The organism is Rhodococcus sp. HM1 (genome assembly GCF_023218075.1).
Classification (GTDB): Bacteria; Actinomycetota; Actinomycetes; order Mycobacteriales; family Mycobacteriaceae; genus Rhodococcus.
On record NZ_JALPTB010000008.1, the window covers coordinates 1 to 23375 of the forward strand.

A 23375-nucleotide genomic window follows, 5' to 3' on the forward strand; every position below is an offset into this window, starting at 1 on the left:
CCCACCGCCCGAAAGGAATCCGTCGCGTGAGCACCCCCACCGTCATCCGCCCCCTCGAGGACACCGCAGCAGGAGTCTTCGGCCGGTCCCGCAACCTGTCGGATCGCCCGCACGAACAGGTCGTGTTCTGTGAGGACGCCGCGACCGGGCTCCGCGCGATCATCGCGATCCATTCCACCGCACTCGGACCCGCGCTCGGCGGCACCCGCTTCTACCCGTACGCCGACGAGCGGCAGGCGCTCGACGACGTGCTGCGCCTCTCGCGGGGAATGACCTACAAGGCGGCGGTCTCCGGCGTCAACCTCGGTGGCGGCAAGGCCGTGATCATCGGCGACCCGACCACGGACAAGACCGAGGCGCTGCTCGCCGCGTACGGCCGGTTCGTCGACTCCCTCGGCGGTCGCTACATCACCGCCGCCGACGTGGGAACCTTCGCCTCCGACCTCGACGTCGTCGGCCGCAGCACCGCCCACGCGGTCGGCCGGACCGTTGCGGCCGGTGGATCCGGGGACAGCTCCCCGCTCACCGCGCTCGGCGTGTTCCAGGCGATGCGTGCCGGTTCCGAGAACGTTTGGGGCGCACCGAATCTCGACGGACGTGTCGTCGGCGTCGAGGGTCTCGGCAAGGTCGGGTATTCGCTTGTCGGCCTGCTCGCCGCGGACGGCGCCCACGTGGTGGTCTCCGACGTGAATCCGGCCGCGATCGAACGCGTCGTCGCGGACTTCCCGAACGTGCGGGTCGCCGACAGTGTCGTCGAGGCGCCGCTGGACGTCTACGCGCCGTGTGCGCTGGGCGGCACGCTCTCGCCGGTCACGGCCCGGTCCCTGGACGCGCGGCTCGTGTGCGGCGCGGCGAACAACCAGCTCGCGTCCCCCGAGGTCGAAAACCTGCTGGGGGAGCGGGGGATCACGTGGGTGCCCGACTACGTGGCCAACGCCGGCGGCCTGATCCAGGTGGCGGGCGAGGTCGACGGTTTCGACGCGGCGGCCGTGCGTTCCGACGTCGAGGCGATCTTCGACCGCACCTCCGAGATCTTCGAGATGGCACGGGTTCTGGGCACCGGGCTCGGCGCCGCCGCGAACCGGATCGCGGAGCAGCGCATCGACGCAGCGTGACATCGATGCAGTAATACGAAACAGAGGCAGGGGAGTCGCTACGGCGGCTCCCCTGCCTCGTTGCGTCCGTCCGTGTGTCGCCGTCAGGGAAGGTCCGCGACCGGCGTCGAACGGCCGTGACCGGCACCGCGGGTGAGCTGATCGAGCAGAGGCTGCGTCCGGTACGCCACAGGCGTCGTCAGGGCCAGCGTCGTGGTGGTGTGTGCGACGCCTTCGATCGAGTGGATGCGTTCGAGCACCTGCAGCAGGTTCTCCTGCGACTGGGCGGCCATGCGGATCAGCAGGTCCTCCCGGCCCGTGGTCGCGTGCACCTCGAGCACCTCGGGGAACCGTTCCAGTTCGGCGATCACGTGGCCCATGCGGGCTTGGACGAGCTCGGCGCCGATGAACGCCTGCAGTGGCAGGCCCAGCTTCGGTAGGTCGACGACCGGCCGGTATCCCGTCACGGCTCCCGACTCCTCGAGCTTCCGGATGCGCGACTGGACGGTGTTGCGTGCGACGCCGAGCTTCGCCGACAGGTCGACGATCCCGGCGCGAGGGTTGTCGGTGAGCTCGGCGAGCAGGGCCGCGTCGAGACGGTCGAGACTGAGCACGGTGACATCCTTTCCACTGTGATGCGGGTCACTAGTTGAGCATAGTGCATAGCTGTTGAAGAAGATATTGACACCATTCTCGCTGGTGCCATGATTGCTGCATAGAAATGCTCACAGAATCTCTCATCGACGCAGCATGAAGCGCCATCTGTGAGCGAACGCCCCCGGCTACCCACGAGGTCCGGTGGGGCAATACAACCCACACCGAGGAGCACAACATGCCCGGAGTCGGCATCTGGCGCACCAAATCTGTAGAGCAATCGATCGCGGACACCGATGAACCCGGTTCGAGGCTCAAGCGTGAACTCACCGCGAAAGATCTGACCGTATTCGGTGTCGCCGTCGTGGTCGGCGCCGGCATCTTCACCCTCACCGCCCGCACCGCCGGGAACGTGGCCGGCCCCTCGATCTCGCTGGCCTTCGTTCTCGCCGCCATCACCTGTGGCCTCGCCGCCCTCTGTTACGCGGAGTTCGCCTCGACGGTTCCCGTCGCCGGCAGCGCCTACACCTTCTCGTACGCGACGTTCGGCGAGTTCGTCGCCTGGATCATCGGCTGGGACCTGATCCTCGAATTCGCCCTGGCGTCCGCCGTGGTCGCGAAGGGGTGGTCCATGTATCTCGGCGGATTGTTCGGCGGCAGTGAACACACCACGATGCATCTCGGGCCCCTCGCATTCGACTGGGGTGCACTGCTCATCGTCGGTGCGATCACCGTCATCCTCGCCGTCGGTACCAAGGTGTCCTCGCGGGTGTCTGCGGTCGTCACCGCCATCAAGGTCGCGGTCGTGCTGCTCGTGATCGCCGTCGGCGTCTTCTACATCAAGGCGAGCAACTACGCGCCGTACATTCCGCAGGCCGAGGAAACGCAGACCACCGCGACCGGCGTCCACCAGTCCCTGTTCTCGGCGCTGACCGGCGCCGGTGGCAGCACCTACGGCTGGTACGGCCTCCTCGCCGCGGCGAGCCTGGTGTTCTTCGCCTTCATCGGATTCGACGTCGTCGCCACCACCGCCGAGGAAACGAAGAACCCGCAGAAGTCGCTTCCGCGCGGCATCCTCGGATCGCTCGCCATCGTCACCGTCCTCTACGTCGGCGTCACCCTGGTGCTCACCGGCATGGTCAAGTACACCGATCTGCGGACCGGCAGCGCCCTCGTGGGTGACGGCAGCGCCACCCTGGCCACCGCGTTCGAGGCACACGGCATCACGTGGGCGCAGATGGCCATCAACATCGGCGGCCTCGCCGGCCTCACCACGGTCGTGATGGTGATGATGCTGGGCCAGACCCGCGTGCTGTTCGCGATGTCCCGTGACGGACTCATGCCGAAGAAGCTCGCCACCACGAACCACAAGGGCGTCCCGGTGCGCATCACCCTGATCGTCGGCGCCGTCGTCGCCGTCCTCGCGGCGGTGTTCCCGATGGGTGTGCTCGAGGAAATGGTCAACATCGGCACGCTGTTCGCGTTCGTGCTCGTGTGCATCGGTGTCATGGTTCTCCGCCGGATCCGTCCGGACCTGCCGCGCGGTTTCCGCGTCCCGATGGTGCCGCTGGTGCCGATCCTCGCGGTGCTCGCCTGCGGCTGGCTGATGCTGAACCTGTCCGTCGAGACCTGGATCCGGTTCGTCGCCTGGATGGCCATCGGTGTGGTGGTGTACTTCGCCTACGGTCGCCGCAAGTCGGTCCTCGGACAGCGACTGCGAGCAGAGCAGCGGCGGGTCGACGAGGTCGAGCAGGTCTCCGAACCGCGCGAGGTCCCGCAACCCGAACCGGTGTAACCGCCCGTACCCGTGCGCGTTTCCGGTAGCACCAGCTACCGGAAACGCGCACGAGCCTTGTTCGGGTAGCTGCGCAAAAACGAATCGGTCCGCTCGCCCGGAGAGGGCGAGCGGACCGATTCGTGAATCGCTGTGGTCAGCGACCTACGCGACTCAGCAGTCGAAGTACAGCTGGAACTCGTAGGGGTGCGGACGCAGGTTGACCGGAGCGATCTCCTGCTCGCGCTTGAGCGAGATCCAGGTCTCGATCAGGTCGGTGGTGAACACGCCGCCCTCGGTGAGGTACTCGTGATCCTGCTCGAGACGGTCGATGACCGCGTTGAGGGACGTCGGAGCCTGCGGGATGTTCTTGGCCTCCTCCGGCGGGAGCTCGTAGAGGTCCTTGTCGACCGGAGCCATCGGCTCGATCTTGTTCTTGATGCCGTCCAGGCCGGCCATCATCTGCGCGGCGAAGTTCAGGTACGGGTTGCCCGAGGAGTCCGGCGCGCGGAACTCGAGGCGCTTGGCCTTCGGGTTGTTGCCGGTGATCGGGATGCGGACCGCGGCGGAGCGGTTGCGCTGGCTGTACACGAGGTTGATCGGAGCCTCGTAGCCCGGAACCAGGCGGTGGTACGAGTTGATCGTCGGGTTCGTGAAGGCGAGCAGCGACGGCGCGTGGTGCAGGATGCCGCCGATGTACCAGCGGGCGACGTCCGACAGGCCCGCGTAGCCGGCCTCGTCGTGGAACAGCGGCTTGCCGTCCTTCCACAGCGACTGGTGGACGTGCATGCCCGAGCCGTTGTCGCCGAACAGCGGCTTCGGCATGAAGGTGGCGGTCTTGCCGTTCTTCCACGCGGTGTTCTTGACGATGTACTTGAACAGCTGCAGGTCGTCGGCCGCGGCGAGCAGCGTGTTGAACTTGTAGTTGATCTCGGCCTGGCCGCCGGTGCCCACCTCGTGGTGGCCGCGCTCGAGCTCGAAGCCGGCGAGCTGCAGGTTGGTGGAGATCTCGTCACGCAGGTCGACGTAGTGGTCGTACGGGGCGACCGGGAAGTAGCCACCCTTCGGGCGCACCTTGTAGCCGCGGTTCGGGGTGCCGTCGGCGTTGTACTCGTTGCCGGTGTTCCAGGAGCCGGAGATCGAGTCGAGTTCGTAGAACGCGCCGTTCATCTTCGAGTCGTAGGAGACGGAGTCGAAGATGTAGAACTCGGCCTCGGCACCGAAGAACGCGGTGTCGGCGATGCCGGTGGACTTCAGGTACTCCTCGGCCTTGCGGGCGACGTTGCGCGGGTCGCGCGAGTAGGACTCGCGGGTGAAGGGGTCGTGGACGAAGAAGCTGACGTTCAGGGTCTTGGCGGCGCGGAAGGGGTCGATACGCGCGGTGGTTACGTCCGGGAGGAGGAGCATGTCCGACTCGTGGATGGACTGGAAGCCGCGGACCGAGGATCCGTCGAAGGCCAGGCCGTCCTCGAAAACATCCTGGTTGAATGCCTTCGCGGGGATCGAGAAGTGCTGCTCGATGCCGGGCAGGTCGGTGAAGCGGATATCGACGTACTCGACGTTTTCGTCCGCGATGTACTTGATGACCTCTTCGGCCGTGGTGAACGCCACGCTTGTGCTCCTTCAGTCGGTGCGCGCCAGTGTGATGGGCGCCTGCGTCGAATGCAGACGGTATGGACTCGGTGTTGCCCGCCCATCAAACCCATGTTTCGCCAGTGTTACACCTCGCGTCGTCCTGCGGTGAGGGCACAGGTTGTGGTAAAGGTCACCGGCGGTACACGGGCTCGCCCTTCTAGGGCGGTGCACAGCCTATCCTGGACGCATGGCACGGATGACGGGCAGTTGGCTTTCCGGTCCCTCGGCGGCACTGCCGAAGGACCAGCAGCGCGAGCAGGACTATCCCGGGCAGCTGCTCGGACTCCCGCAGAACGGACCCGGATCGCTCGCCACCACGGGCAAGCGTGTGCTCGCTCTGATGATCGACTGGTTCACTGCGATGGGTGTCGCGATGCTGCTCGTCGGCGAGAACCCGCTCGAGAGCTCGAACCTGTCCGCCTACACCCTGATCGTCTGGTTCGTCGTCGGCGTCCTGTGCGTGACGCTGTTCTCGTTCACCCCCGGCCAGTACATCGCCGGCCTGCAGGTCGCGCGGGTCGACGCTCCGGTGCGGGTCGGCATCATCCGCGCCCTGTCGCGTCAGCTGCTCCTCGTGTTCATCGCCCCCGCGCTGGTCACCGACCTCGACAACCGCGGCCTGCAGGATCGGGCCACCCAGACCGCCGTCGTCCGCAGCCGCTAGGGCTTTCGGTCCCGGCAATCGACGCGGTGAGTACGAAGTCGCTCACACTGCAGCGTGGGCGAATTCCGAAAGCGTGGACGGATTCCGAGGCGCGGATCGGAGACGACCTGACACGACGACCTGACACAACGAGAAGGGCCGCTCCCGTGATCGGGAGCGGCCCTTCTCGTTCGCGTTCTCGTCAGCGTCGGCGGATCGTGCGCTGCACGCTGCGCATTTTCGCGCCGGGCGGCAACGGACCCTTCGGCATCGCGGGACCGGACTTCTTGGTGCTCAGCGCCGACAGTCGGCCCTCGATGGCATCCATGCGCTTGGTGTCGATGTTGCGGGGCAGCTTCGACAGATGCTTCTGCAACTGCGACAGCTCCACCTGGCCCTCGTCGTTGCCGACCACGACCTCGTAGATCGGGGTGTCGCCGACCAGTCGTGCCACGCGCTTCTTCTCCTGCGCGATGAGACCCTTCACCCGGCCGGGCGAGCCCTCACCGACCAGGATGACGCCGGGACGACCGATCACGCGGTGCACGGCGTCGAGCTGGGTGGTGCCGGCAACGGCCTGGGTCACGCGCCACGCGCCCTGAAGGTTGTCGAGCGCCCACGCGGCCGCACCGGCCTGGCCCTCCGCTCTCGCGTAGACGGTCTTCTGCACGCGGCGACCGAAGACGATGAACGCCAGCAGCGCGCCGACGATGATGCCGATCGGCAGGAAGAACCACTGCAGCCCGAAGATCAGGCCGATCAGGAAGAACACGACGATCGACGCGACGAGCACACCGATCATCCACGGCAGCAGAAGCTTGTCTTCTTTGCGCTGGATCTGGAAGGCCTGCCAGAGCTGCGTGCGCCGCTCCTTCGATGCCTGCTTGCGCGCGGCCTTCGCCGCGGCTTTCGCTTCCTTGGTGGGTTTGCTGCCGTTCGCCATGCTTATCAGGATACGTTCCCCGTGATGGCGTCCTCGCCACCACGGGTCCCGTCTCCGGCTACTGCCCGAAGCGGGCGAGAACCGAGCTCGCCTCCTGCGACGCGGTGCCCTCCTGCGCGAGATGCGCCTGGCCCGCGGGCAACTCGCGGCCGTGATGGGCCATCGCCTGCGCGTAGAGGCGACCGGCGCGATAGGACGAACGCACCAGCGGTCCGGCCATCACGCCCGCGAAGCCGATCTCCTCGGCGGTCTTCGAGTGCGCGACGAACTCCTCGGGCTTGACCCACCGCTCCACCGGATGGTGCCGCGGGGACGGACGCAGGTACTGGGTGATGGTCACGATGTCGCAGCCGGCGTCGTGCAGGTCGTGCAGCGCCTCGGTCACTTCCTCGGGGGTCTCGCCCATGCCCAGAATCAGGTTGGACTTGGTGACCAGACCGAACTCGCGGGCGGCGGTGATCACGTCCAGGGACCGCTGGTAGCGGAACGCCGGGCGGATCCGCTTGAAGATCCGCGGAACGGTCTCGACGTTGTGCGCGAGCACCTCGGGACGGGACTCGAACACTTCCTGCAGAAGCTCGGGCTTGCCGTTGAAGTCGGGAATGAGGTTCTCGACGCCGGTGCCCGGGTTCAGTTCGTGGATCTTCCGGACGGTTTCCGCGTAGAGCCAGGCGCCGCCGTCGGGCAGGTCGTCGCGGGCGACACCGGTGATGGTCGAGTAGCGCAGGCCCATCGCCTGAACGGACTCGGCGACACGGCGCGGTTCGTCGCGGTCGAGGGCGGTGGGCTTACCGGTGTCGATCTGGCAGAAGTCGCAGCGTCGGGTGCACTGCTCGCCGCCGATGAGGAAGGTCGCTTCGCGGTCCTCCCAGCATTCGTAGATGTTGGGGCAGCCGGCTTCCTCACAGACCGTGTGCAGACCTTCGCTGCGCACCAGGCCCTTGAGCTCGGTGTACTCCGGGCCCATTTTCGCCCGGGTCTTGATCCAGTTCGGTTTGCGTTCGATCGGCGTCTGCGCGTTTCGGGTCTCGATCCGCAGCAGTTTGCGTCCTTCTGGGGCCACAGTCACGGATCCGATCGTACGCCCGGGGAAAGGTTCGGCCCCGGCCGGGGAGCGCCCGGCCGGGGCCGCCTCGAGGAAGCCGTCAGAACCGCATGGTGGTGAACTCGGGGCGCTGCGCGGGCGGCTCGGACGCGGCGACGGCCTGCTCGAACGTGACCCGCTCGATGTCGTGCTCGGTGACCGGAAGCTTCCCGTCGAGCGCATCGACGACCGCGGTCGTCACGGCGTCGGTCACCTCGTCGACGGTGACGTCGCGGCCCAGTTCGCCCGTCAGCGACGCGACGCCCGCGTCGCGGATGCCGCACGGAACGATGGAGTCGAACGCGTCGAGCGCGGAATTGCAGTTGAGGGCGAACCCGTGCATCGCGACGCCGCGCTGGACCCGGATCCCGATCGCCGCGATCTTGCGTTCGGGAAGCCACCGGCCGTCGCGCAGTTCGGCGGGCAGCCACACCCCGGAACGGCCCTCGACGCGTCCACACCGCAGTCCCATGTCGGTACACACGGTGATCAGGGCCTGCTCGAGACGTCGCACATAGTCCACGACGTCGATCGGCTCGGCGAGCCGCACGATCGGGTACCCGACGAGCTGACCCGGCCCGTGCCAGGTGATCTTGCCGCCGCGGTCGACGTCGATCACCGGTGTGCCGTCCTTGGGCCGGTCGCCGTCCTCGGTGCGCCGACCGGCGGTGTAGACGGGCGGATGCTCGAGCAGGAGAAGCGTGTCGGCGCCGATGCCCTCGGCGCGCTCGGCAGCGAGTTCACGCTGACGCTCCCATGCTTCGAGGTAACCGATCAGCCCCAGGCGGGCAACGACGACGGGATTCGGATCGAGTCGGGCGGAAGCTGTGGCGCTGCTCATGTATGTCGACCCTACGCCGTCCGGTGAGCGGTCAGAAGGGGAGGCGCTTCGCCGAGGGAACGATTTCTCGGGCGCCTTCGATCGGTCGCGGAAACACCCGTAGCGGGGCGATGCCGGTGCGGCATCGCCCCGCTACGTGAGGCTTTCGGTCACCCGCAGGAACGGGTCACCGGGTCACAGACCGAGATCGGCCTCGAACGCGCCTTCCTCGAGACGGTGCTTGACCGTGGTGAGGAAGCGGCCGGCGTCGGCGCCGTCGATGAGGCGGTGATCGTAGGTCATCGGCAGGTAGCACATCGACCGCACACCGATCGACTCGTTGCCCGCCTCGTCCTTGACGACGACCGGACGCTTGACGATCGCGCCGGTGCCGAGCATCGCCGCCTGCGGCGGAACCAGGATCGGGGTGTCGAACAACGCGCCTTGGCTGCCGATGTTGGTGATCGTGAACGTGCCACCGGCCAGCTCGTCGGGCTTGAGCCCACCGTTGCGGGCGCGGTCGGCGATGTCGACGATCGCCCGGGCGAGGCCGCCGAGGGTCAGGTCACCGGCGTTGTGGATCACCGGGGAGAGCAGGCCCTGCTCGGTGTCCACGGCGATGCCGAGGTGCTCGGCAGCGTGGTAGGTGATCTCCTTCTTGGCCTCGTCGTAGGACGCGTTGATGTTCGGGTGCACCCGCAGCGCCTCGACCACGGCCTTCGCGAAGAACGGCAGGAAGGTGAGGTTCACGCCCTCGCGTTCGGCGAACGACTTCTTCGCCTGCGCCCGCAGCTGCGCGATCTTGGTGACGTCGACCTCGAAGGTCTGCGTGAGCTGCGCGGTGCTCTGCAGCGATTCGCGGGTCTTGACCGCGGTGATCTGGCGGATGCGGTTGACCTTCTGGGTCGTGCCGCGCAGCTTCGCGAGCTCGGGGCGGACACCCGGCGCGTTCGCCGGCGCCGTCGGCGCCGCAGCGGCCGGGGCGGCAGCGGAGGGAGCCTTCGCAGCCTGGGCCGCGGCGAGCACGTCCTGCTTGCGGATACGTCCGCCGACACCGGTGCCCTTGACGGTCGACAGGTCGACGCCGTTCTCGGCGGCGAGCTTGCGGACCAGCGGGGTCACGTACGGCGTCGCCTCACCCGAGGGTGCGGCCGCAGCCGGAGCCGCGGGAGCCGCAGCGGGCTTCGGCGCAGCCGGCGCGGGCGCCGGTGCCGGAGCCGGAGCCTGGGCGGCCGGAGCCGGGGCAGGTGCGGCCGGAGCCGGAGCCGGGGCAGGTGCGGCCGGGGCCGGGGCGGGTGCTGCTGCGGCGGGTGCGCCGGAGCCGACGACGGCGAGCTGTCCGCCGACCTCGACGGTGTCGTCTTCCTGGGCGTTGATCTCGAGGAGGATGCCGGCGACAGGGGACGGGATTTCCGTGTCGACCTTGTCGGTGGAGACCTCGAGGAGGGGCTCGTCGACCGCGACCTCGTCGCCGACGGCCTTGAGCCAGCGGGTGACGGTGCCTTCGGTGACGGATTCGCCGAGTGCGGGCATGGTGACCGGGGTGCCGTTCGCGGCGCCGCCCTGGGCGGGTGCGGGAGCGGCAGCGGCGGGGGCCTCGGCGGCCGGAGCCGGAGCGGCAGGTTCGGCCGCAGCCGGAGCCGGGGCGGCGGGTTCGGCCGCGGCCGGAGCCGGGGCGGCGGCAGGAGCAGAGGCCTCGCCGGCCTCACCGATGACGGCGAGCTCGCCACCGATCTCGACGGTGTCGTCCTCCTGGGCGACGATCCTCACCAGGACACCGGCAGCGGGGGACGGGATTTCGGTGTCGACCTTGTCCGTGGAGACTTCGAGCAGGGGCTCGTCGACTTCGACCGTGTCTCCTTCCTGCTTGAGCCATCGCGTGACAGTTCCCTCGGTGACGCTCTCACCAAGCGCTGGCATCTGGACGGAGAAGGCCATGTCTGTTGACTCCTCGACGGTTGTTTCGTGTGTGTTGAGTTGTACCGACTCGTGGTCGTCCGACCATTGTGTGGTCGTTGACTATTGTGCTCGAGCCCGAAGACTCGCGCGGGTACTTCGTTGGTGCGTACGGTCCACACCCGGCAGGCATGGCCTCGACCATCCTTGCACTGATCACTTCCGGGTGTACGGCGAGGGGCACGTCACGTTGCACCGGGCGTGCCTTCCGGGCACTCGAAGGCACCCGGAAGGCACGCCTGAGGTCAGCCGTTGGCTGCGATGTCCTCGATGACCGCGAACATCGTGCGCACCGGCACACCGGTCCCGCCCTTGCCGATGTAGCCGAACGGACCGCCGGTGTTGAACGCCGGACCCGCCACGTCCAGATGCGCCCACTGCACACCCTCGGGGACGAATTCCTTCAGGAAGATCGCGGCCGCCAGCATCCCGCCCCACCGGTGCGGGGTGACGTTCGCCAGGTCCGCGACCCGCGAGTTGAGGTCGGCGCGCAGCTCCGCCGGCAGCGGCATGGCCCAGCCGTTCTCCCCGACGGACCGCGACAGCTCCGCGACCCGGTCACGGAACTCGTCGGTGCCCATCACACCCGGGGTGCGGGTGCCCAGCGCTACCATCTGCGCGCCGGTCAGCGTGGCGGTGTCGATCAGGTAGTCGGGCTCGTCCTCGCAGGCACGCACGATCGCGTCGGCCAGGATCAGGCGACCTTCCGCGTCGGTGTTGATCACCTCGACCGTCGTTCCGCCGTACTGGGTGAGCACGTCCCCGGGACGCTGCGCCGTCGACGACGGCATGTTCTCGGCCATCGGGACGGTCGCGGTGACGTCCGCGGCCACACCGAGCTTCGCGGCGAGCACGACGGTCGCGATCACCGCGGCCGCACCGCCCATGTCGGAGGTCATGTTCTCCATGCCCGCGGCGGGCTTGATGGAGATGCCACCGGTGTCGAACGTGATGCCCTTGCCGACCAGCGCGACCTTCGGGGCCTTGCGCTTCTTCGACGAGTAGCTCAGCCGCACCAGCCGCGGCGGACGCGACGAACCCTGCCCGACACCGACGATGCCGCCGAAGCCCTGCTTGGCCAGGGCCTTCTCGTCGAGCACCTCGACCTTCAGGCCCGCCGCGGTGCCGAGCGCCTTCGCGCGGTCGGCGAACTCCGCCGGGTACAGGTGACTCGGCGGGGTGTTGACGAATTCGCGGGCGGTGGCGACGGCCTCGGCGATCGCGGCCGACCGGGTCAGCGCGGCCTTGGTCTCGCGGGCACGGGGCGAGGCCACCAGGAACTCGATGCGGGCCGGCGGGCGCGCGTCGTCGCCCGGCGCGGACTTCGCGGAGCGGAACTCGGTGAACGTGTACGCGCCGAGGGCGAAGCCTTCGACGGCCGCACCGAGATCCACCTCGGACAGCGTCGTCGCGACGACCGAGGCACCGTTCAGGGCCCGTGCCGCGGAGCCGGCGGCGCGTCGCACCTGCTCGGCGTCGATCTTGTCGGCGGCACCGAGACCGACTGCCAGCACGCTCGTCACCGGCAGCGCCGCCGGGGCGGGGACCCGGGTCAGTTCCTCGGACTTGCCGGTCGCGCCGACCGCGGTCACGGCGTCGAGCACCTCGCCGAGCACGGCTTCGTCGACGACGCCGCCGAGCAGCGCCTCGGGACCGTCGTCTCCGGACGTGAGTCCGATCACGAGAACATCGGCTCGTTTCGAGAGGGACCCGGCGAGAACGAGTTCCGGGAGGGTGGGAGCGGGGGCACTCACGGGCATCTCCTATGCAGAGGGTGGCGTTGCGTCGATGCTAGTGATCGTCGGGTTCGAAGCCGTGGAGGCGGTCCCGGCCCGGCACGTGGGATACCGTCATGCGACATGAGCGACCAGCAACTTCAGCAGGGCCCGATCCACGCCGTCCACGTCGAACTCGGTGCGACCTTCGCTCCGTTCGGCGGGTGGGAGATGCCCGTCTCCTATGCCGGCACGGTCGCCGAGCACACCGCGGTCCGGGAGAACGTCGGCCTGTTCGACGTCAGCCACCTCGGCAAGGCGCTGGTCGCCGGTCCGGATGCCGCGACGTTCGTGAACTCGACGCTGACCAACGACCTGTCGAAGATCGGGCCGGGCAAGGCCCAGTACACGCTGTGCTGCACCGAATCCGGGGGAGTCGTCGACGACCTCATCGTGTACTACGTGTCGGACGACGAGCTGTTCCTCGTGCCGAACGCCGCGAACACCGCGGCGGTCGTGGCCGCGCTCGCGAAGGTCGCGCCGGCCGGTGTCACCGTGACGGATCAGCACCGCGACCACGCCGTCTTCGCCGTGCAGGGACCGAAGGCCGCCGACATCCTCACCGGTCTGGGACTGCCCACCGATATCGAGTACATGGCGTTCGTCGACGCCGAGTGGAACGGTGTGCCGGTGCGGGTGTGCCGCAGCGGCTACAGCGGTGAACGCGGCTTCGAGCTGCTGCCGCGCTGGGCCGACGCCGAGCCGCTGTTCCGCGCGCTCGTGTCCGCGGTGCAGGCCGCCGGCGGCCAGGTCGCCGGGCTCGGTGCCCGCGACACCCTGCGCACCGAGATGGGTTACCCGCTGCACGGACACGAACTGTCGACGTCGATCTCGCCGCTGCAGGCCCGCTGCGGCTGGGCCGTCGGCTGGAAGAAGCCGGAATTCTGGGGCCGGGAGGCGTTGCTCGCCGAGAAGGAGGCCGGACCCGCACGCCGGCTGTGGGGTCTGCGCGCTCTCGACCGCGGTGTCCTGCGCCAAGACCAGACGGTCCTGCGCGACGGCGAGCGTGTCGGCGTGACGACCTCCGGAACGTTCTCACCGACCCTCAAGGTCGGTATCGCGCTCGCGCTGATCGACAGCGCTGCCGGTCTGTCCGCCGGTGACGAGGTCGCCGTGGACGTCCGGGGCCGGTCGTTGCGCGCCGAGCTGGTCGTTCCACCGTTCGTCGAGGACCACACGAAGTAGGGGAGCAGGGGCGTTCGATAGGATCGGCTTTCATGACCGGTGTCCTGGAATTCGCCCACATCCCGCATCCTTCGCCGACGACCCCCGAGCGTCGGCAGGAGATTCTGTCGAATCCGGGCTTCGGGAACTTCTTCACCGACCACATGGTGACGATCACCTACACCGAGGGAACCGGCTGGCACGACGCGACGGTCGAGCCGTACGGCCCGATCCGGCTCGATCCCGCGGCGATGGTGCTGCACTACGGGCAGGCCATCTTCGAGGGACTGAAGGCCTACCGGCAGGCGGACGGGTCCATCTCGTCGTTCCGCGCGAACGCGAACGCGGCACGGCTCAACCGGTCCGCGGAGCGGATCGCGATGCCGGCGTTGCCGGAGGAGCTGTTCCACCGCGCCATCGTCGAACTGCTCGAGGTCGACCACGAGTGGGTGCCCAAGGCCGGTGGTGAGGAGTCGCTGTACCTGCGGCCGTTCGTGTTCGCGACCGAACCGGCCCTCGGGGTGCGCCCGGCCCACGAGTACAAGTTCCTGCTCATCGCATCCCCGGCGGGCGCGTACTTCCCGCGCGGTGTCAAGCCGGTGAGCGTGTGGCTCTCGCGCGAATACGTGCGCGCCGCGCCGGGTGGCACCGGTGCCGCGAAGTTCGCCGGGAACTACGCCGCGTCCCTGGTCGCGCAGGCCCACGCCGCGGAGCAGGGCTGCGATCAGGTGGTGTGGCTCGACGCGATCGAACGCAAGTACGTCGAGGAAATGGGCGGCATGAACCTGTACTTCGTGTTCGGGTCCGGTGCCGATGCCCGGCTGGTCACCCCCGAACTGTCCGGCTCGTTGCTGCCCGGTATCACCCGCGAGTCGCTGCTGACCCTCGCGAAGGACTCCGGTCTGGTCGTCGAGGAACGTCGTATCAGCACGGACGAGTGGCGCGAGAAGGCCGCATCCGGCGAGATCACCGAGGTGTTCGCGTGCGGTACCGCGGCGGTCATCACCCCGGTCGGCAGTGTGAAGGACGCCGACGGGGAGTTCTCGATCGCCGGCGGCGAGCCGGGCCCGATCACGATGGCGCTGCGCGACACGCTGACCGGTATCCAGCGCGGCACCTTCGCCGACACCCACGGCTGGATGACCACGCTGCGCGCCGCTCAGTAGCCGACACCGTACGAAGACGCCACGGGCGCGACCGTCACCGACGGTCGCGCCCGTTGTGCGTTCGTGGGTCTGCCGGGGAAGGTCATCGTATCCGGGAGTCAGAGTCCGGCGCCGAGGGTGATCGCGACGGCGGCGACGGTGCCCTCGAGTGCCGCGCCGAGCACGTCGCCGTTCACCCCCTCGAAGCGGACGACGCAGTGCCGCACGAAGAGTGCGGACAGCGCCAGCGCGACGAGAACCACGATCGGGCCGAGCCACGCGGTCGCCGGCACGCACCACACCCCGGCGACCGCGGCGAGCAGCGGCCAGCCGAACACGCTCGCCCACGACTGGGTTCCGGCGACGAGCGCACCGAACCCGCTCCCGGGGGACGCGACGATCCCGTTCCGGCACGCGAGGACCACCGCGATCCGTCCCGCCGCGACCGCGAGCACCACCGCCGGCCACGCGCGGGCCTCGGCGAGGATCCCGAACGACCACGCCTGCGCCCCGAGCACCACCACCAGGGTGGCGACGCCGAACGGTCCCGCACCCCCCGAGTGCATGACCTCACGGGCCCGCTCTGGCGGGCCGTAGCAACCCAGCCCGTCGGCGGTGTCGCTGAGACCGTCGATGTGCATGCCGCGCGTGGCGACCGCGAGGAACCCGACGCACAGCAATCCCGCGAGCGGGGGAGCGCACCCGGCGGCGAGCAGCAACCACAGCACCCCGGCCGCCGCGGCGCCGAGCAGTATGCCGGTGACCGGGGCGGCGCGGATCGCGCGAGCCGCCGCCGCCCGGTCGATGTCGGCGGGACCGCGCACCGGCAGCACCGTCAGCCACGACAGTGCGAGCGGCAGCCCGCCCATCACTCGTCGCGCGGATCGGGAACGGTGGCCTCGTCGGAATCCGTGTCGCGTCCGCTGATGCCGGCCTCGTCGAACGTGGCCATCTGTGCGAGCACCGTCACTGCGCCCTGCAGCACCGGCAGCGCCGTGACCGCGCCGGATCCTTCCCCGAGCCGCATGCCCAGGTCGACGATCGGTTCGAGATTCAGGTGACGCAGTGCGATCGCGTGCGAGGGTTCCGCGGACCGGTGCCCGGCCGCCCACCAATCGCGAGCTCCGGGGGCGAGTTCCTCGGCGACCATCGCAGCCGCGGTGACCACGACACCGTCGAGCAGCACGGGGGTGCGGCGCACAGACGCCTGCGCGAGATACCCGGCCATCGCGGCGAAGTCCGCGCCGCCGGCCGTGCGCAGCAGCGCGATCGGATTGCGGGTGTGCGGGCGGGCGCGGCGCATGGCGTCGCGGATCGCGGTCACCTTGCGCATCCAGCCGGCGTCGTCGATGCCGGTGCCGCGGCCGACCGCGGCGACCGGTTCGGTGTTGGTGAGCGTCGCGATGAGCACGGTCGCGGGAGTGGTGTTGCCGATGCCCATGTCACCGGCGATGAGCAGGTCGGCACCCTCGTCGATCTCCCGGTCCGCGATCGCCCGGCCCGCGGCGATCGCCCGGATCGTCTCGTCCTCGGTGAGCGCGTCCTCGCGGTCGATGGAGCCGCTGGAGCGGCGGATCTTGAACTCCGACACCGACGGGTCCGTGTCGGAGTCGACGGCGATGTCGACGACCCGCACCCCGGCCCCGGCGACGGTCGCGAGGATGTTCACGGCGGCGCCACCGGCCACGAAGTTCGCGACCATCTGCGCGGTGACTTCCGCCGGATACGCCGAGACGCCGTGGCGGGTGATGCCGTGGTCGCCGGCGAACACCACCACGCGCGGTCGCCGGAACGGGTGCGGCGGGACTTCACCCTGGCAGGAGGCGATCCAGCAGCCGAGGTCCTCGAGTCGGCCGAGCGAGCCGGCGGGCTTGGTGAGTGCGAGCTGGCGGGCGTCGGCGCGTCGACGGATCTCCCGGTCGGGGCTGACGACGGGAGGGAAGGTGGCGTCGAGGCCGGGAGAGGTCGGCGCGGGTTCGCTGCTCACAGTGCACCTTTCGAGAAGTGATCGGGGTAGACGCTACCAACCGCAGAATTGGCAGGAATTCGACGGGAGATGTCGTATCTGCCACTGTCGGCGGCAGTGGCGCGAGCGCAGGATCGGACCATGTTCGAATTCGCCGTGATCGTCGTGTTCATGCTCGTCGTGGCGTTCGGAACCGAACCGGCCGCCCGCAGCAACGGAGCCGCCCGATGGGCGCGCAAAGCCTGGTTGCGCCTCAACCACTTCCGGCCACAGGACCCCCGGAAATCGGAGGAACCTGTGGCCGGAGAAGAACGGTTCGTGATGGCGGCGCGCGGTGCGCCCCACCACTGAATCCCGAACGTCGGACCGTGCCGCCCGTCAGACCGCGTCGCCGGGCTTGACCCGAGGCAGGGGTGCACGCAGCTTGCGGATCTGCGAGGCGCGCACGAACGCGTACCACCCGAGACCGAAACCGCCCTCGGTCGCGTCGGGGAAGCGGGCCCGCACCTTCTTGTTGATCATCCGGCCGAGGTAGATGCCCTCGATGACCATCAGCAGCATCATCACGAACATCGCGAGCGTGACGTACTGCTGGATGACCGGGCCCAGGAACATGGTGGCGATGAGCACCAGCGCCAGCGGCATGAACATGCCCACGAGGTTGCGGCGGCTGTCGACGAGGTCGCGCACGTACGCGCGGACGGGACCGCGGTCGCGGGGGAGCAGGTACTTCTCCTCACCCGCAAGCATCCGGTTCCGTCGCTCGGAGGCGGCGGCGCGGCGTTCGGCGGCCTGAGCCTTGCGCTCGTCCTTCGACATGGACTTGCGCGCGGCCTTCTTGCGTTCGCGCGCCTCCTTCGCTGTCAGCGGTGCGGGCGCCACCGGGCCGCGGCGACGGCCCTCGGCTTCGCGGCGCTTGGGCGTCGGCCGTCCCTTGCCCGCGGTCTCCTTGCCACCGGACACCGGGGTGCCGGACTGTGCAGGCGTGACCTCGGACGCGGCGACGTCGGCGCTGCCGGACGACGAAGAGTCGTGGCTGTCGGATTCGTCGGAACTCCCGCGGCGTAGCAACTTCACCTCTCCAGGCTATGGGATATCCGGACACGTGGGGAAATCACCCCAGGTCTCGATCGGTGGAGAGGTCGGTGGCGAGACGGAGACAACGCCCCGCAGTGGGTGAGGAATAGATGTACGCGCGGTACCGTTGACTCATCGGGGTCGTCTCGACACGACCTCCAGCAACGACTGCTTGACACGAACCACCAGGGAGCGCCCATGACTGTGCAGGACGAGACCGCCACTCACGGCGTCATCATGACCGAGGCCGCCTCCGCCAAGGCGAAGGCTCTTCTCGATCAGGAGGGCCGCGACGACCTCGCGCTGCGGATCGCAGTGCAGCCCGGCGGCTGCGCCGGACTCCGGTACCAGCTGTTCTTCGACGACCGGACTCTCGACGGTGATCTCACTGTGGACTTCGGCGGCGTCACGCTCGCAGTCGACCGCATGAGCGCCCCCTACGTCGAAGGTGCGTCGATCGACTTCGTCGACACCATCGAGAAGCAGGGCTTCACCATCGACAACCCGAACGCCACCGGCTCGTGCGCGTGCGGCGATTCGTTCAACTGAGTCCGCTCGACAGGGCCCCGGCACCGTGAGGTGTCGGGGCCCTGTCGTCTGCGGGTAGCGTGTGAGCCCGGCTTTCCCGACCTCGCCGTGACCTCCGTGCCCTGGTGAGGCCCGCACTCCTGCACCCGTCGAAAGGCACAGCACCGTGACCATTGCCGTGACCGGTTCCATCGCGACCGACCACCTCATGCGATTCCCCGGTCGATTCGCCGAGCAACTCCTCGCAGACCAGCTCAACCACATCTCGCTGAGCTTCCTCGTCGACGACCTCGTGGTCCGCAGGGGCGGTGTCGGTGGGAACATCGCGTACGCCATGGGCGTGTTCGGCGGTGACCCGGTGCTCGTCGGCGCGGTCGGCGCAGATTTCGCCGAGTACCGGGCCTGGCTCGAGTCCAACGGCGTGAACTGCGACTCGGTGCTGGTGTCGACCACCGCGCACACCGCCCGTTTCGTGTGCACCACGGACGAGGACATGGCGCAGATCGCCTCGTTCTACCCGGGCGCGATGTCCGAAGCCCGCAACATCTCCCTCGCCGAGGTCGTCGAGACGCACGGCGTCGACCTGGTGCTGATCGGCGCCAACGATCCCGAGGCGATGGCCCGTCACACCGACGAGTGCCGGGAACTGGGCGTGGCGTTCGCGGCCGATCCCTCCCAGCAGCTCGCCCGCCTCAGCGGTGACGAGGCCGCCCGGCTCATCGACGGCGCGGCGTACCTGTTCACCAACCAGTACGAGTGGGGTCTGCTGCAGCAGAAGACCGGCCTCACCGAGGACGAGATCCGCGCACAGGTCGGGCTGCGGGTGACCACTCTCGGCGGCGACGGCGTCGAGATCGTCGATTCGGACGGCAACTGGGTCCGCGTGAGCGTCGTGCCCGAGCGCGCGAAGGTCGACCCCACCGGTGTCGGCGACGCCTTCCGCGCCGGCTTCCTGCTCGGTCACCGCGGCGGCCTGAGCCTCGAACGCGCCGCCCAGCTCGGCTGCCTCGTCGCCGTCTACGTGCTCGAGACCACCGGCACCCAGGAGTGGACGTTCGACCGCGCCGACGCCCTCAAGCGCCTGACCGACGCGTACGGCGAGGTCGCTGCCGAGGAGATCGGCGCGCTGCTGCCGTAGTGCGGCTTCGCCGCCCGTGTGCCTTTCTGGGGGCTCCCACCGCCAGAAAGGCACACGGGCCGTCAGCGCCTACAGGCTGACCGGGTAGACCGGCTCCTGGATCTCCGGCACGATCCGCTTCTCGACGAAGATGCCGTGCCACACCATGAAGCACAGGATCGTCCACAGTCGACGACTGTGATCGGACACCCCGTCGCGGTGCTCGTTCAGCATCCGCGCGACCGCGGCCTTGTCGAAGATGTGGTCGGTGCCGGACTCGGCGATCTGCTGGTGCGCCCAGTCGAACAGCTCGGTGCCGGCCAGCCAGTGCCGCAGCGGCACCGGGAAGCCCAGCTTCGCGCGGTGCAGCACGTGCGGCGGAACGATTCCCTCGAGCGCCTGCCGCAGCGCGTACTTGCTCGTCTGCTTGGTGATCTTCTGCTCGAGCGGAATCTGCGAGGCCACCCGGAACACCTCGGGATCGAGGAACGGGACGCGCAGCTCCAGCGAATTCGCCATCGTCATCTTGTCGGCCTTGACGAGAATGTCGCCGCGCAGCCATGTGAACAGGTCCAGGTGCTGCATGCGGGCCACAGGATCCCACCCGGCCGACCGCGCGTAGATCGGTGCCGTGACGTCCTGATGGGTCCACTCGGGGCGGAAATCGCGTAGCACCGACCGCAGCTGCGCGTCGTTGAAGCTGCGTGCATTGCCGTAGTACCGCTCCTCGAGCGGCATCGAGCCGCGATGCAGCAGCGACTTGCCGCGCGTGCCCTCCGGGATCCGCTCGGACAGCTTGCCGACGGCACGCCGCAGTCCTGCCGGAAGGTACTCGAACGGCTTGAGCGAGATGGGCTCGCGGTAGATCGTGTAGCCGCCGAACAACTCGTCGGCGCCCTCACCGGACAGCACCACCTTGACGTGCTTGCGGGCCTCCTTGGCGATGAACCACAGCGGCACCAGCGCCGGATCGGCGACCGGGTCGTCGAGGTACCAGATGATCTCCGGGATCGCCGCGGCGAACTCGGCGGGGGAGACCACCCGCACGATGTGGCGTGCCCCGATCGCGGCCGCCGACTCGGCGGCCACGTCCACCTCGGAATAGCCCTCCCGCTCGAAACCGGCGGTGAACGTGATGAGGTCGGGATTGTGCCGCTTGGCCAGCGCCGCGATCGCCGTCGAGTCGATGCCGCCGGACAGGAACGACCCGACGGTCACGTCGGCACGCATGTGCTTGGCGACCGAATCCTCGAGCGCCTCGGCGATCTCGCGGTACCGATCCTGTTCGCGGCCGGCGGCGAACGGCCGAACCGGGAAGCGCGGTTGGAAGTACCGGGTGATCTCCGGTTCGCTACCGGGCCGGACCCGCGCGTAGCAGCCGGACTCGAGGCGACGGATCTGCCGGTGCAGCGTCTCCGGTTCGGGAACGTACTGCAACACGGTGTAGTGCTCGATCGCCCGCGGATCGAGGTCGGTGCCGATGCCGATCGCACCGGCCAGCTCGAGCAGGCTCTTCTTCTCGCTGCCGAACGCGGTCCCGCCCGAACCGGTCGCCAGGAACAGCGGCTTGATGCCGAACGGGTCGCGGGCCAGGAACAGCTCCCGTGTGTGGGTGTCCCAGACGGCGAACGCGAACATGCCGCGCAGGCGACGCACCGCGTCCGCACCCCAGTGATGGAACGCCGCGACGATCGTCTCGCTGTCACCCTCCGTCGCGAAGACGGCGCCGTGTTCCTCGGTGAGTTCCTTGCGCAGCTCCAGGTAGTTGTAGATCTCGCCGTTGAAGGTCAGGGCGTACCGGTCGGGCTGGTCCTGCGGTCCCCAGCGCAGCGGCTGATGCGAATGCGCGATGTCGATGATCGACAGGCGGTTGAATCCGAAGATCAGGTCGTCGTCGTGCCAGGTGCCGTGCTCGTCCGGTCCGCGATGCCGCAGACAGTGCATGGCGGAGTCGACCAGTGCGACGGCGTCGTCGCTGGTGCCGTCAGTGGTCAGTAGCCCGAGCAATCCGCACACGGCGTCCGTTACCTCGATTCCAGTAGGGGAGTGCCGGACCCATCGGGAACTTTCCCGCGAGGGCCGACGTTCGTCATGTGGAGTATGCCGCAGTGCGGGAAATCGAGCGGAGCGCGCATACCCGGAAAGTCGCTGTGACGTCGCCTGTCACCCGGCGACACGGCGTCCTGCGACGAGGCAATGTCTCAGGATCGACACGTTGTGCGCGCCCCGAGGGTGGATAGCGCGCCGGTTTGGTCTACGCTGCGTAGTAATTGGGCCTGCCCTCCGGGGTTGCCCTAATGGAATTGCGGCGATCAGGAAGGCGTGAACGTGGCGCAAGGTCGGATCCTTCGGCGGTTCGGACTCGCAGCATCTCTTGGCATTGCAGCCATGATGTTGACCGGGTGCTCCAGCGAAGAAGTCCTTCGTTTCGGCTGGCCGGAGGGCGTGACTCCCGAGGCCGAGCGTATGCGTGAGCTGTGGACGTGGTCGGTTATCGCCGCCCTCGTCATGGGCATTTTGGTGTGGGGTCTGACCTTCTGGGTGGTCCTCTTCCACCGCAAGAAGAAGAACTCCCCCGAGTTCCCGCGGCAGACCGCGTACAACGTGCCCCTCGAGCTGGTCTACACGGCAGCTCCGTTCGTGGCCGTGTGTGTGCTCTTCTACTTCACCGTCGTGGTCCAGAACTACGTCCTGGAGAAGGAAGACAACCCGAACGTCGTGGTCGACGTGACCGGCTACCAGTGGAACTGGAAGTTCGGTTACCGCACCGTCGATCTCGGTGACGGCACCGCCAAGTACGACGGCACCGACTACGAGGCGCAGGAGGCCGTGGCTCAGCCCGAGCACGTGGCCGCCGAGGGTGACGAGCACGCGGTGGTTCCGCCGATCCACGGAAAGCCGGTCGAGGACCTCTCGTACCTGCACTACGACAAGATCGAGACGGTCGGCACCAGCAACGAGATCCCGGTCCTGGTTCTCCCGACCGGCAAGCGCATCGAGTTCGAGCTCGCCTCGTCCGACGTCATCCACGCCTTCTGGGTCCCCGAGTTCCTCTTCAAGCGCGACGTGAACCCGAACCCGCGCGAGAACAACTCCGATCCGGTCTTCCAGATCACCGAGATCGAGCGTGAAGGCGCGTTCGTCGGCCGCTGCGCCGAGATGTGCGGTACCTACCACGCGATGATGAACTTCGAGGTCCGCGCGGTGTCGCCGGAGAAGTTCGCGCAGTACATCGAGCTTCGCAAGCCGGCTGCCGAGGGCGGTCAGGGCCTGAGCAACGCCGAGGCCCTCGAAGCCATCGGCGAGTCGCCCGTCGCGACCACCACGTCCCCGTTCAAGACCGACCGCACCGACCGTTCGGCCAGCGGCGTCGCCGGCGAGTGACCGAACCCACCATCGACAAGGACAAGTGCTGATATGAAGATCGAAGCCAAGCTCTTCGAGGTCGTGACGGTGTTCTTCGTGCTCGTCGCCATCGTGTACGGAACGTTCACCGGCCTGTCCCGCACGGGCATCGAGTGGGCGGGCCTCACCGCGATCGTGCTCTCGGCAGGCCTGACCCTGATCGTTGGCACCTACTTCCGGTTCGTGGCGCGTCGCCTCGACACCCGCCCGGAGGACTACGAGGACGCCGAGATCAGTGACGGCGCCGGCGACCTCGGCTTCTTCAGCGCCGGTAGCTACTGGCCGATCCTGCTCGCGGGTGCCGCGGCTTTCGCCGCCATCGCCCTGGCGTTCTTCCACCCGTGGATGATCGTCGTGGCGGTCTTCCTGATCCTCAGCGCAGCCGCGGGCCTGGTGTTCGAGTACCACATCGGACCCGAGAAGCACTGACGCAGAACGATTCCGCGCGACGGGCGCCGCACCTTCGGGTGCGGCGCCCGTCGCCGTTTCGGATGATCCTCCGGGTCGTTCGCATCCCGGGAAAGTCCGTGCACGTCCGGGCGGAGGGACCTGACCGACGGAACGTGCCGGTCCGTCAGGAGAGCTCTACGGCGCCCAGGCACCCAAGGGAACGTACCCCGGGGCGGCGAGGGCGCCCTACAAACCCCGCAGCGGG

Annotated in this window: 21 protein-coding genes; 10 read left to right on the forward strand and 11 right to left on the reverse strand. The window is 68.5% G+C overall.

The window, feature by feature from the left end:
- Positions 1-26 precede the first annotated feature (26 nt).
- The gene (locus M1M07_RS06475; protein ID WP_248673617.1) at positions 27-1115 is read left to right on the forward strand and encodes a Glu/Leu/Phe/Val dehydrogenase; all 1089 of its coding nucleotides are present in this window, start codon (positions 27-29) and stop codon (positions 1113-1115) included.
- 83 nt (positions 1116-1198) lie between these two features.
- Here M1M07_RS06475 and M1M07_RS06480 read toward each other — a convergent pair whose 3' ends face one another.
- Positions 1199-1708, reverse strand: a complete 510-nt coding sequence (locus M1M07_RS06480; RefSeq protein ID WP_248673618.1) for an Lrp/AsnC family transcriptional regulator — start codon at positions 1706-1708, stop codon at positions 1199-1201.
- A gap of 218 nt (positions 1709-1926) precedes the next feature.
- Here M1M07_RS06480 and M1M07_RS06485 point away from each other — a divergent pair, with 218 nt between their 5' ends.
- The gene (locus M1M07_RS06485) at positions 1927-3483 is read left to right on the forward strand and encodes an amino acid permease (RefSeq protein WP_248673619.1); all 1557 of its coding nucleotides are present in this window, start codon (positions 1927-1929) and stop codon (positions 3481-3483) included.
- Between the two features lie 153 nt (positions 3484-3636).
- Here the strand turns inward: M1M07_RS06485 and glnA are convergent, their stop codons facing one another.
- Entirely contained in the window at positions 3637-5073 is a 1437-nt protein-coding gene (gene glnA, locus M1M07_RS06490; RefSeq protein ID WP_197251007.1) for a type I glutamate--ammonia ligase, read from the reverse strand.
- A 211-nt stretch (positions 5074-5284) separates the two neighbouring features.
- On the opposite strand from glnA, the gene M1M07_RS06495 reads away from it, so the two are divergent.
- A complete protein-coding gene (locus tag M1M07_RS06495) occupies positions 5285-5761 on the forward strand; it encodes an RDD family protein (protein WP_197251008.1) in 477 nt (158 codons plus the stop codon).
- A 181-nt stretch (positions 5762-5942) separates the two neighbouring features.
- Here M1M07_RS06495 and M1M07_RS06500 read toward each other — a convergent pair whose 3' ends face one another.
- The 5 genes from M1M07_RS06500 to M1M07_RS06520 all read right to left on the reverse strand — a co-directional run bounded on the left by M1M07_RS06500 (position 5943) and on the right by M1M07_RS06520 (position 12303).
- The gene (locus M1M07_RS06500) at positions 5943-6683 is read right to left on the reverse strand and encodes a DUF4191 domain-containing protein (RefSeq protein ID WP_197251009.1); all 741 of its coding nucleotides are present in this window, start codon (positions 6681-6683) and stop codon (positions 5943-5945) included.
- Positions 6684-6741: 58 nt separating this feature from the next.
- Positions 6742-7752 carry a lipoyl synthase gene (gene lipA, locus M1M07_RS06505; RefSeq protein ID WP_197251010.1) on the reverse strand — a complete coding sequence of 337 codons (1011 nt, stop codon included), beginning with the start codon at positions 7750-7752 and terminating at the stop codon, positions 6742-6744.
- A gap of 76 nt (positions 7753-7828) precedes the next feature.
- Positions 7829-8608 (reverse strand): lipoyl(octanoyl) transferase LipB, encoded by a 780-nt coding sequence (gene lipB, locus M1M07_RS06510; RefSeq protein WP_197251011.1) that lies wholly within the window; start codon positions 8606-8608, stop codon positions 7829-7831.
- 174 nt (positions 8609-8782) lie between these two features.
- Positions 8783-10525 carry a 2-oxoglutarate dehydrogenase, E2 component, dihydrolipoamide succinyltransferase gene (sucB, locus tag M1M07_RS06515; protein WP_248673620.1) on the reverse strand — a complete coding sequence of 581 codons (1743 nt, stop codon included), beginning with the start codon at positions 10523-10525 and terminating at the stop codon, positions 8783-8785.
- Between the two features lie 263 nt (positions 10526-10788).
- Positions 10789-12303 carry a leucyl aminopeptidase gene (locus M1M07_RS06520; protein WP_248673621.1) on the reverse strand — a complete coding sequence of 505 codons (1515 nt, stop codon included), beginning with the start codon at positions 12301-12303 and terminating at the stop codon, positions 10789-10791.
- Positions 12304-12402: 99 nt separating this feature from the next.
- Between M1M07_RS06520 and gcvT the strand changes: the two genes are divergently transcribed.
- Positions 12403-13503, forward strand: coding sequence for a glycine cleavage system aminomethyltransferase GcvT (gene gcvT, locus M1M07_RS06525; RefSeq protein WP_248673622.1), 1101 nt, complete (start codon positions 12403-12405; stop codon positions 13501-13503).
- Positions 13504-13535: 32 nt separating this feature from the next.
- Positions 13536-14648: a branched-chain amino acid aminotransferase gene (locus M1M07_RS06530; protein ID WP_197254054.1), complete on the forward strand. Its 1113-nt coding sequence runs from the start codon at positions 13536-13538 to the stop codon at positions 14646-14648.
- A 98-nt stretch (positions 14649-14746) separates the two neighbouring features.
- Here M1M07_RS06530 and M1M07_RS06535 read toward each other — a convergent pair whose 3' ends face one another.
- Together M1M07_RS06535 and cobT are read right to left on the reverse strand one after the other, a co-directional pair.
- The gene (locus tag M1M07_RS06535; RefSeq protein WP_197254057.1) at positions 14747-15496 is read right to left on the reverse strand and encodes an adenosylcobinamide-GDP ribazoletransferase; all 750 of its coding nucleotides are present in this window, start codon (positions 15494-15496) and stop codon (positions 14747-14749) included.
- A complete protein-coding gene (cobT, locus tag M1M07_RS06540; protein WP_197254058.1) occupies positions 15496-16614 on the reverse strand; it encodes a nicotinate-nucleotide--dimethylbenzimidazole phosphoribosyltransferase in 1119 nt (372 codons plus the stop codon). The genes M1M07_RS06535 and cobT overlap by 1 nt, the downstream gene beginning before the upstream one ends.
- Positions 16615-16734: 120 nt before the next feature.
- Between cobT and M1M07_RS06545 the strand changes: the two genes are divergently transcribed.
- Entirely contained in the window at positions 16735-16944 is a 210-nt protein-coding gene (locus M1M07_RS06545; protein WP_197254059.1) for a hypothetical protein, read from the forward strand.
- Between the two features lie 27 nt (positions 16945-16971).
- Here M1M07_RS06545 and M1M07_RS06550 read toward each other — a convergent pair whose 3' ends face one another.
- On the reverse strand, positions 16972-17670 hold the full coding sequence (locus M1M07_RS06550; RefSeq protein ID WP_248673623.1) for a DUF3043 domain-containing protein: 699 nt from the start codon (positions 17668-17670) through the stop codon (positions 16972-16974).
- Positions 17671-17868: 198 nt separating this feature from the next.
- Here M1M07_RS06550 and M1M07_RS06555 point away from each other — a divergent pair, with 198 nt between their 5' ends.
- Both M1M07_RS06555 and M1M07_RS06560 read left to right on the forward strand, forming a co-directional pair.
- Positions 17869-18219: an iron-sulfur cluster assembly accessory protein gene (locus M1M07_RS06555; protein WP_197254061.1), complete on the forward strand. Its 351-nt coding sequence runs from the start codon at positions 17869-17871 to the stop codon at positions 18217-18219.
- A gap of 145 nt (positions 18220-18364) precedes the next feature.
- A complete protein-coding gene (locus tag M1M07_RS06560; RefSeq protein WP_197254062.1) occupies positions 18365-19336 on the forward strand; it encodes a carbohydrate kinase family protein in 972 nt (323 codons plus the stop codon).
- Between the two features lie 69 nt (positions 19337-19405).
- Here M1M07_RS06560 and asnB read toward each other — a convergent pair whose 3' ends face one another.
- Complete coding sequence (gene asnB / locus M1M07_RS06565) at positions 19406-21331, reverse strand: asparagine synthase (glutamine-hydrolyzing) (RefSeq protein WP_248673624.1); 1926 nt, start codon at positions 21329-21331, stop codon at positions 19406-19408.
- Between the two features lie 306 nt (positions 21332-21637).
- Between asnB and M1M07_RS06570 the strand changes: the two genes are divergently transcribed.
- Both M1M07_RS06570 and M1M07_RS06575 read left to right on the forward strand, forming a co-directional pair.
- Positions 21638-22699, forward strand: a complete 1062-nt coding sequence (locus tag M1M07_RS06570; RefSeq protein WP_248673625.1) for a cytochrome c oxidase subunit II — start codon at positions 21638-21640, stop codon at positions 22697-22699.
- A gap of 33 nt (positions 22700-22732) precedes the next feature.
- Positions 22733-23149: a cytochrome c oxidase subunit 4 gene (locus tag M1M07_RS06575; protein ID WP_197254067.1), complete on the forward strand. Its 417-nt coding sequence runs from the start codon at positions 22733-22735 to the stop codon at positions 23147-23149.
- The last annotated feature ends 226 nt before the right edge of the window (positions 23150-23375 follow it).

Excerpts from the sequence above, each read along its gene's own strand:
- M1M07_RS06485 (WP_248673619.1), top strand. The coding sequence starts at position 1,927 with ATGCCCGGAGTCGGCATCTGGCGCACCAAATCTGTAGAGCAATCGATC.
- M1M07_RS06495 (WP_197251008.1), top strand. The coding sequence starts at position 5,285 with ATGGCACGGATGACGGGCAGTTGGCTTTCCGGTCCCTCGGCGGCACTG.
- M1M07_RS06500 (WP_197251009.1), bottom strand. The coding sequence starts at position 6,683 with ATGGCGAACGGCAGCAAACCCACCAAGGAAGCGAAAGCCGCGGCGAAG.
- lipB (WP_197251011.1), bottom strand. The coding sequence starts at position 8,608 with ATGAGCAGCGCCACAGCTTCCGCCCGACTCGATCCGAATCCCGTCGTC.
- sucB (WP_248673620.1), bottom strand. The coding sequence starts at position 10,525 with ATGGCCTTCTCCGTCCAGATGCCAGCGCTTGGTGAGAGCGTCACCGAG.
- M1M07_RS06520 (WP_248673621.1), bottom strand. The coding sequence starts at position 12,303 with ATGCCCGTGAGTGCCCCCGCTCCCACCCTCCCGGAACTCGTTCTCGCC.
- gcvT (WP_248673622.1), top strand. The coding sequence starts at position 12,403 with ATGAGCGACCAGCAACTTCAGCAGGGCCCGATCCACGCCGTCCACGTC.
- M1M07_RS06530 (WP_197254054.1), top strand. The coding sequence starts at position 13,536 with ATGACCGGTGTCCTGGAATTCGCCCACATCCCGCATCCTTCGCCGACG.
- M1M07_RS06535 (WP_197254057.1), bottom strand. The coding sequence starts at position 15,496 with ATGGGCGGGCTGCCGCTCGCACTGTCGTGGCTGACGGTGCTGCCGGTG.
- M1M07_RS06545 (WP_197254059.1), top strand. The coding sequence starts at position 16,735 with ATGTTCGAATTCGCCGTGATCGTCGTGTTCATGCTCGTCGTGGCGTTC.
- M1M07_RS06555 (WP_197254061.1), top strand. The coding sequence starts at position 17,869 with ATGACTGTGCAGGACGAGACCGCCACTCACGGCGTCATCATGACCGAG.
- M1M07_RS06575 (WP_197254067.1), top strand. The coding sequence starts at position 22,733 with ATGAAGATCGAAGCCAAGCTCTTCGAGGTCGTGACGGTGTTCTTCGTG.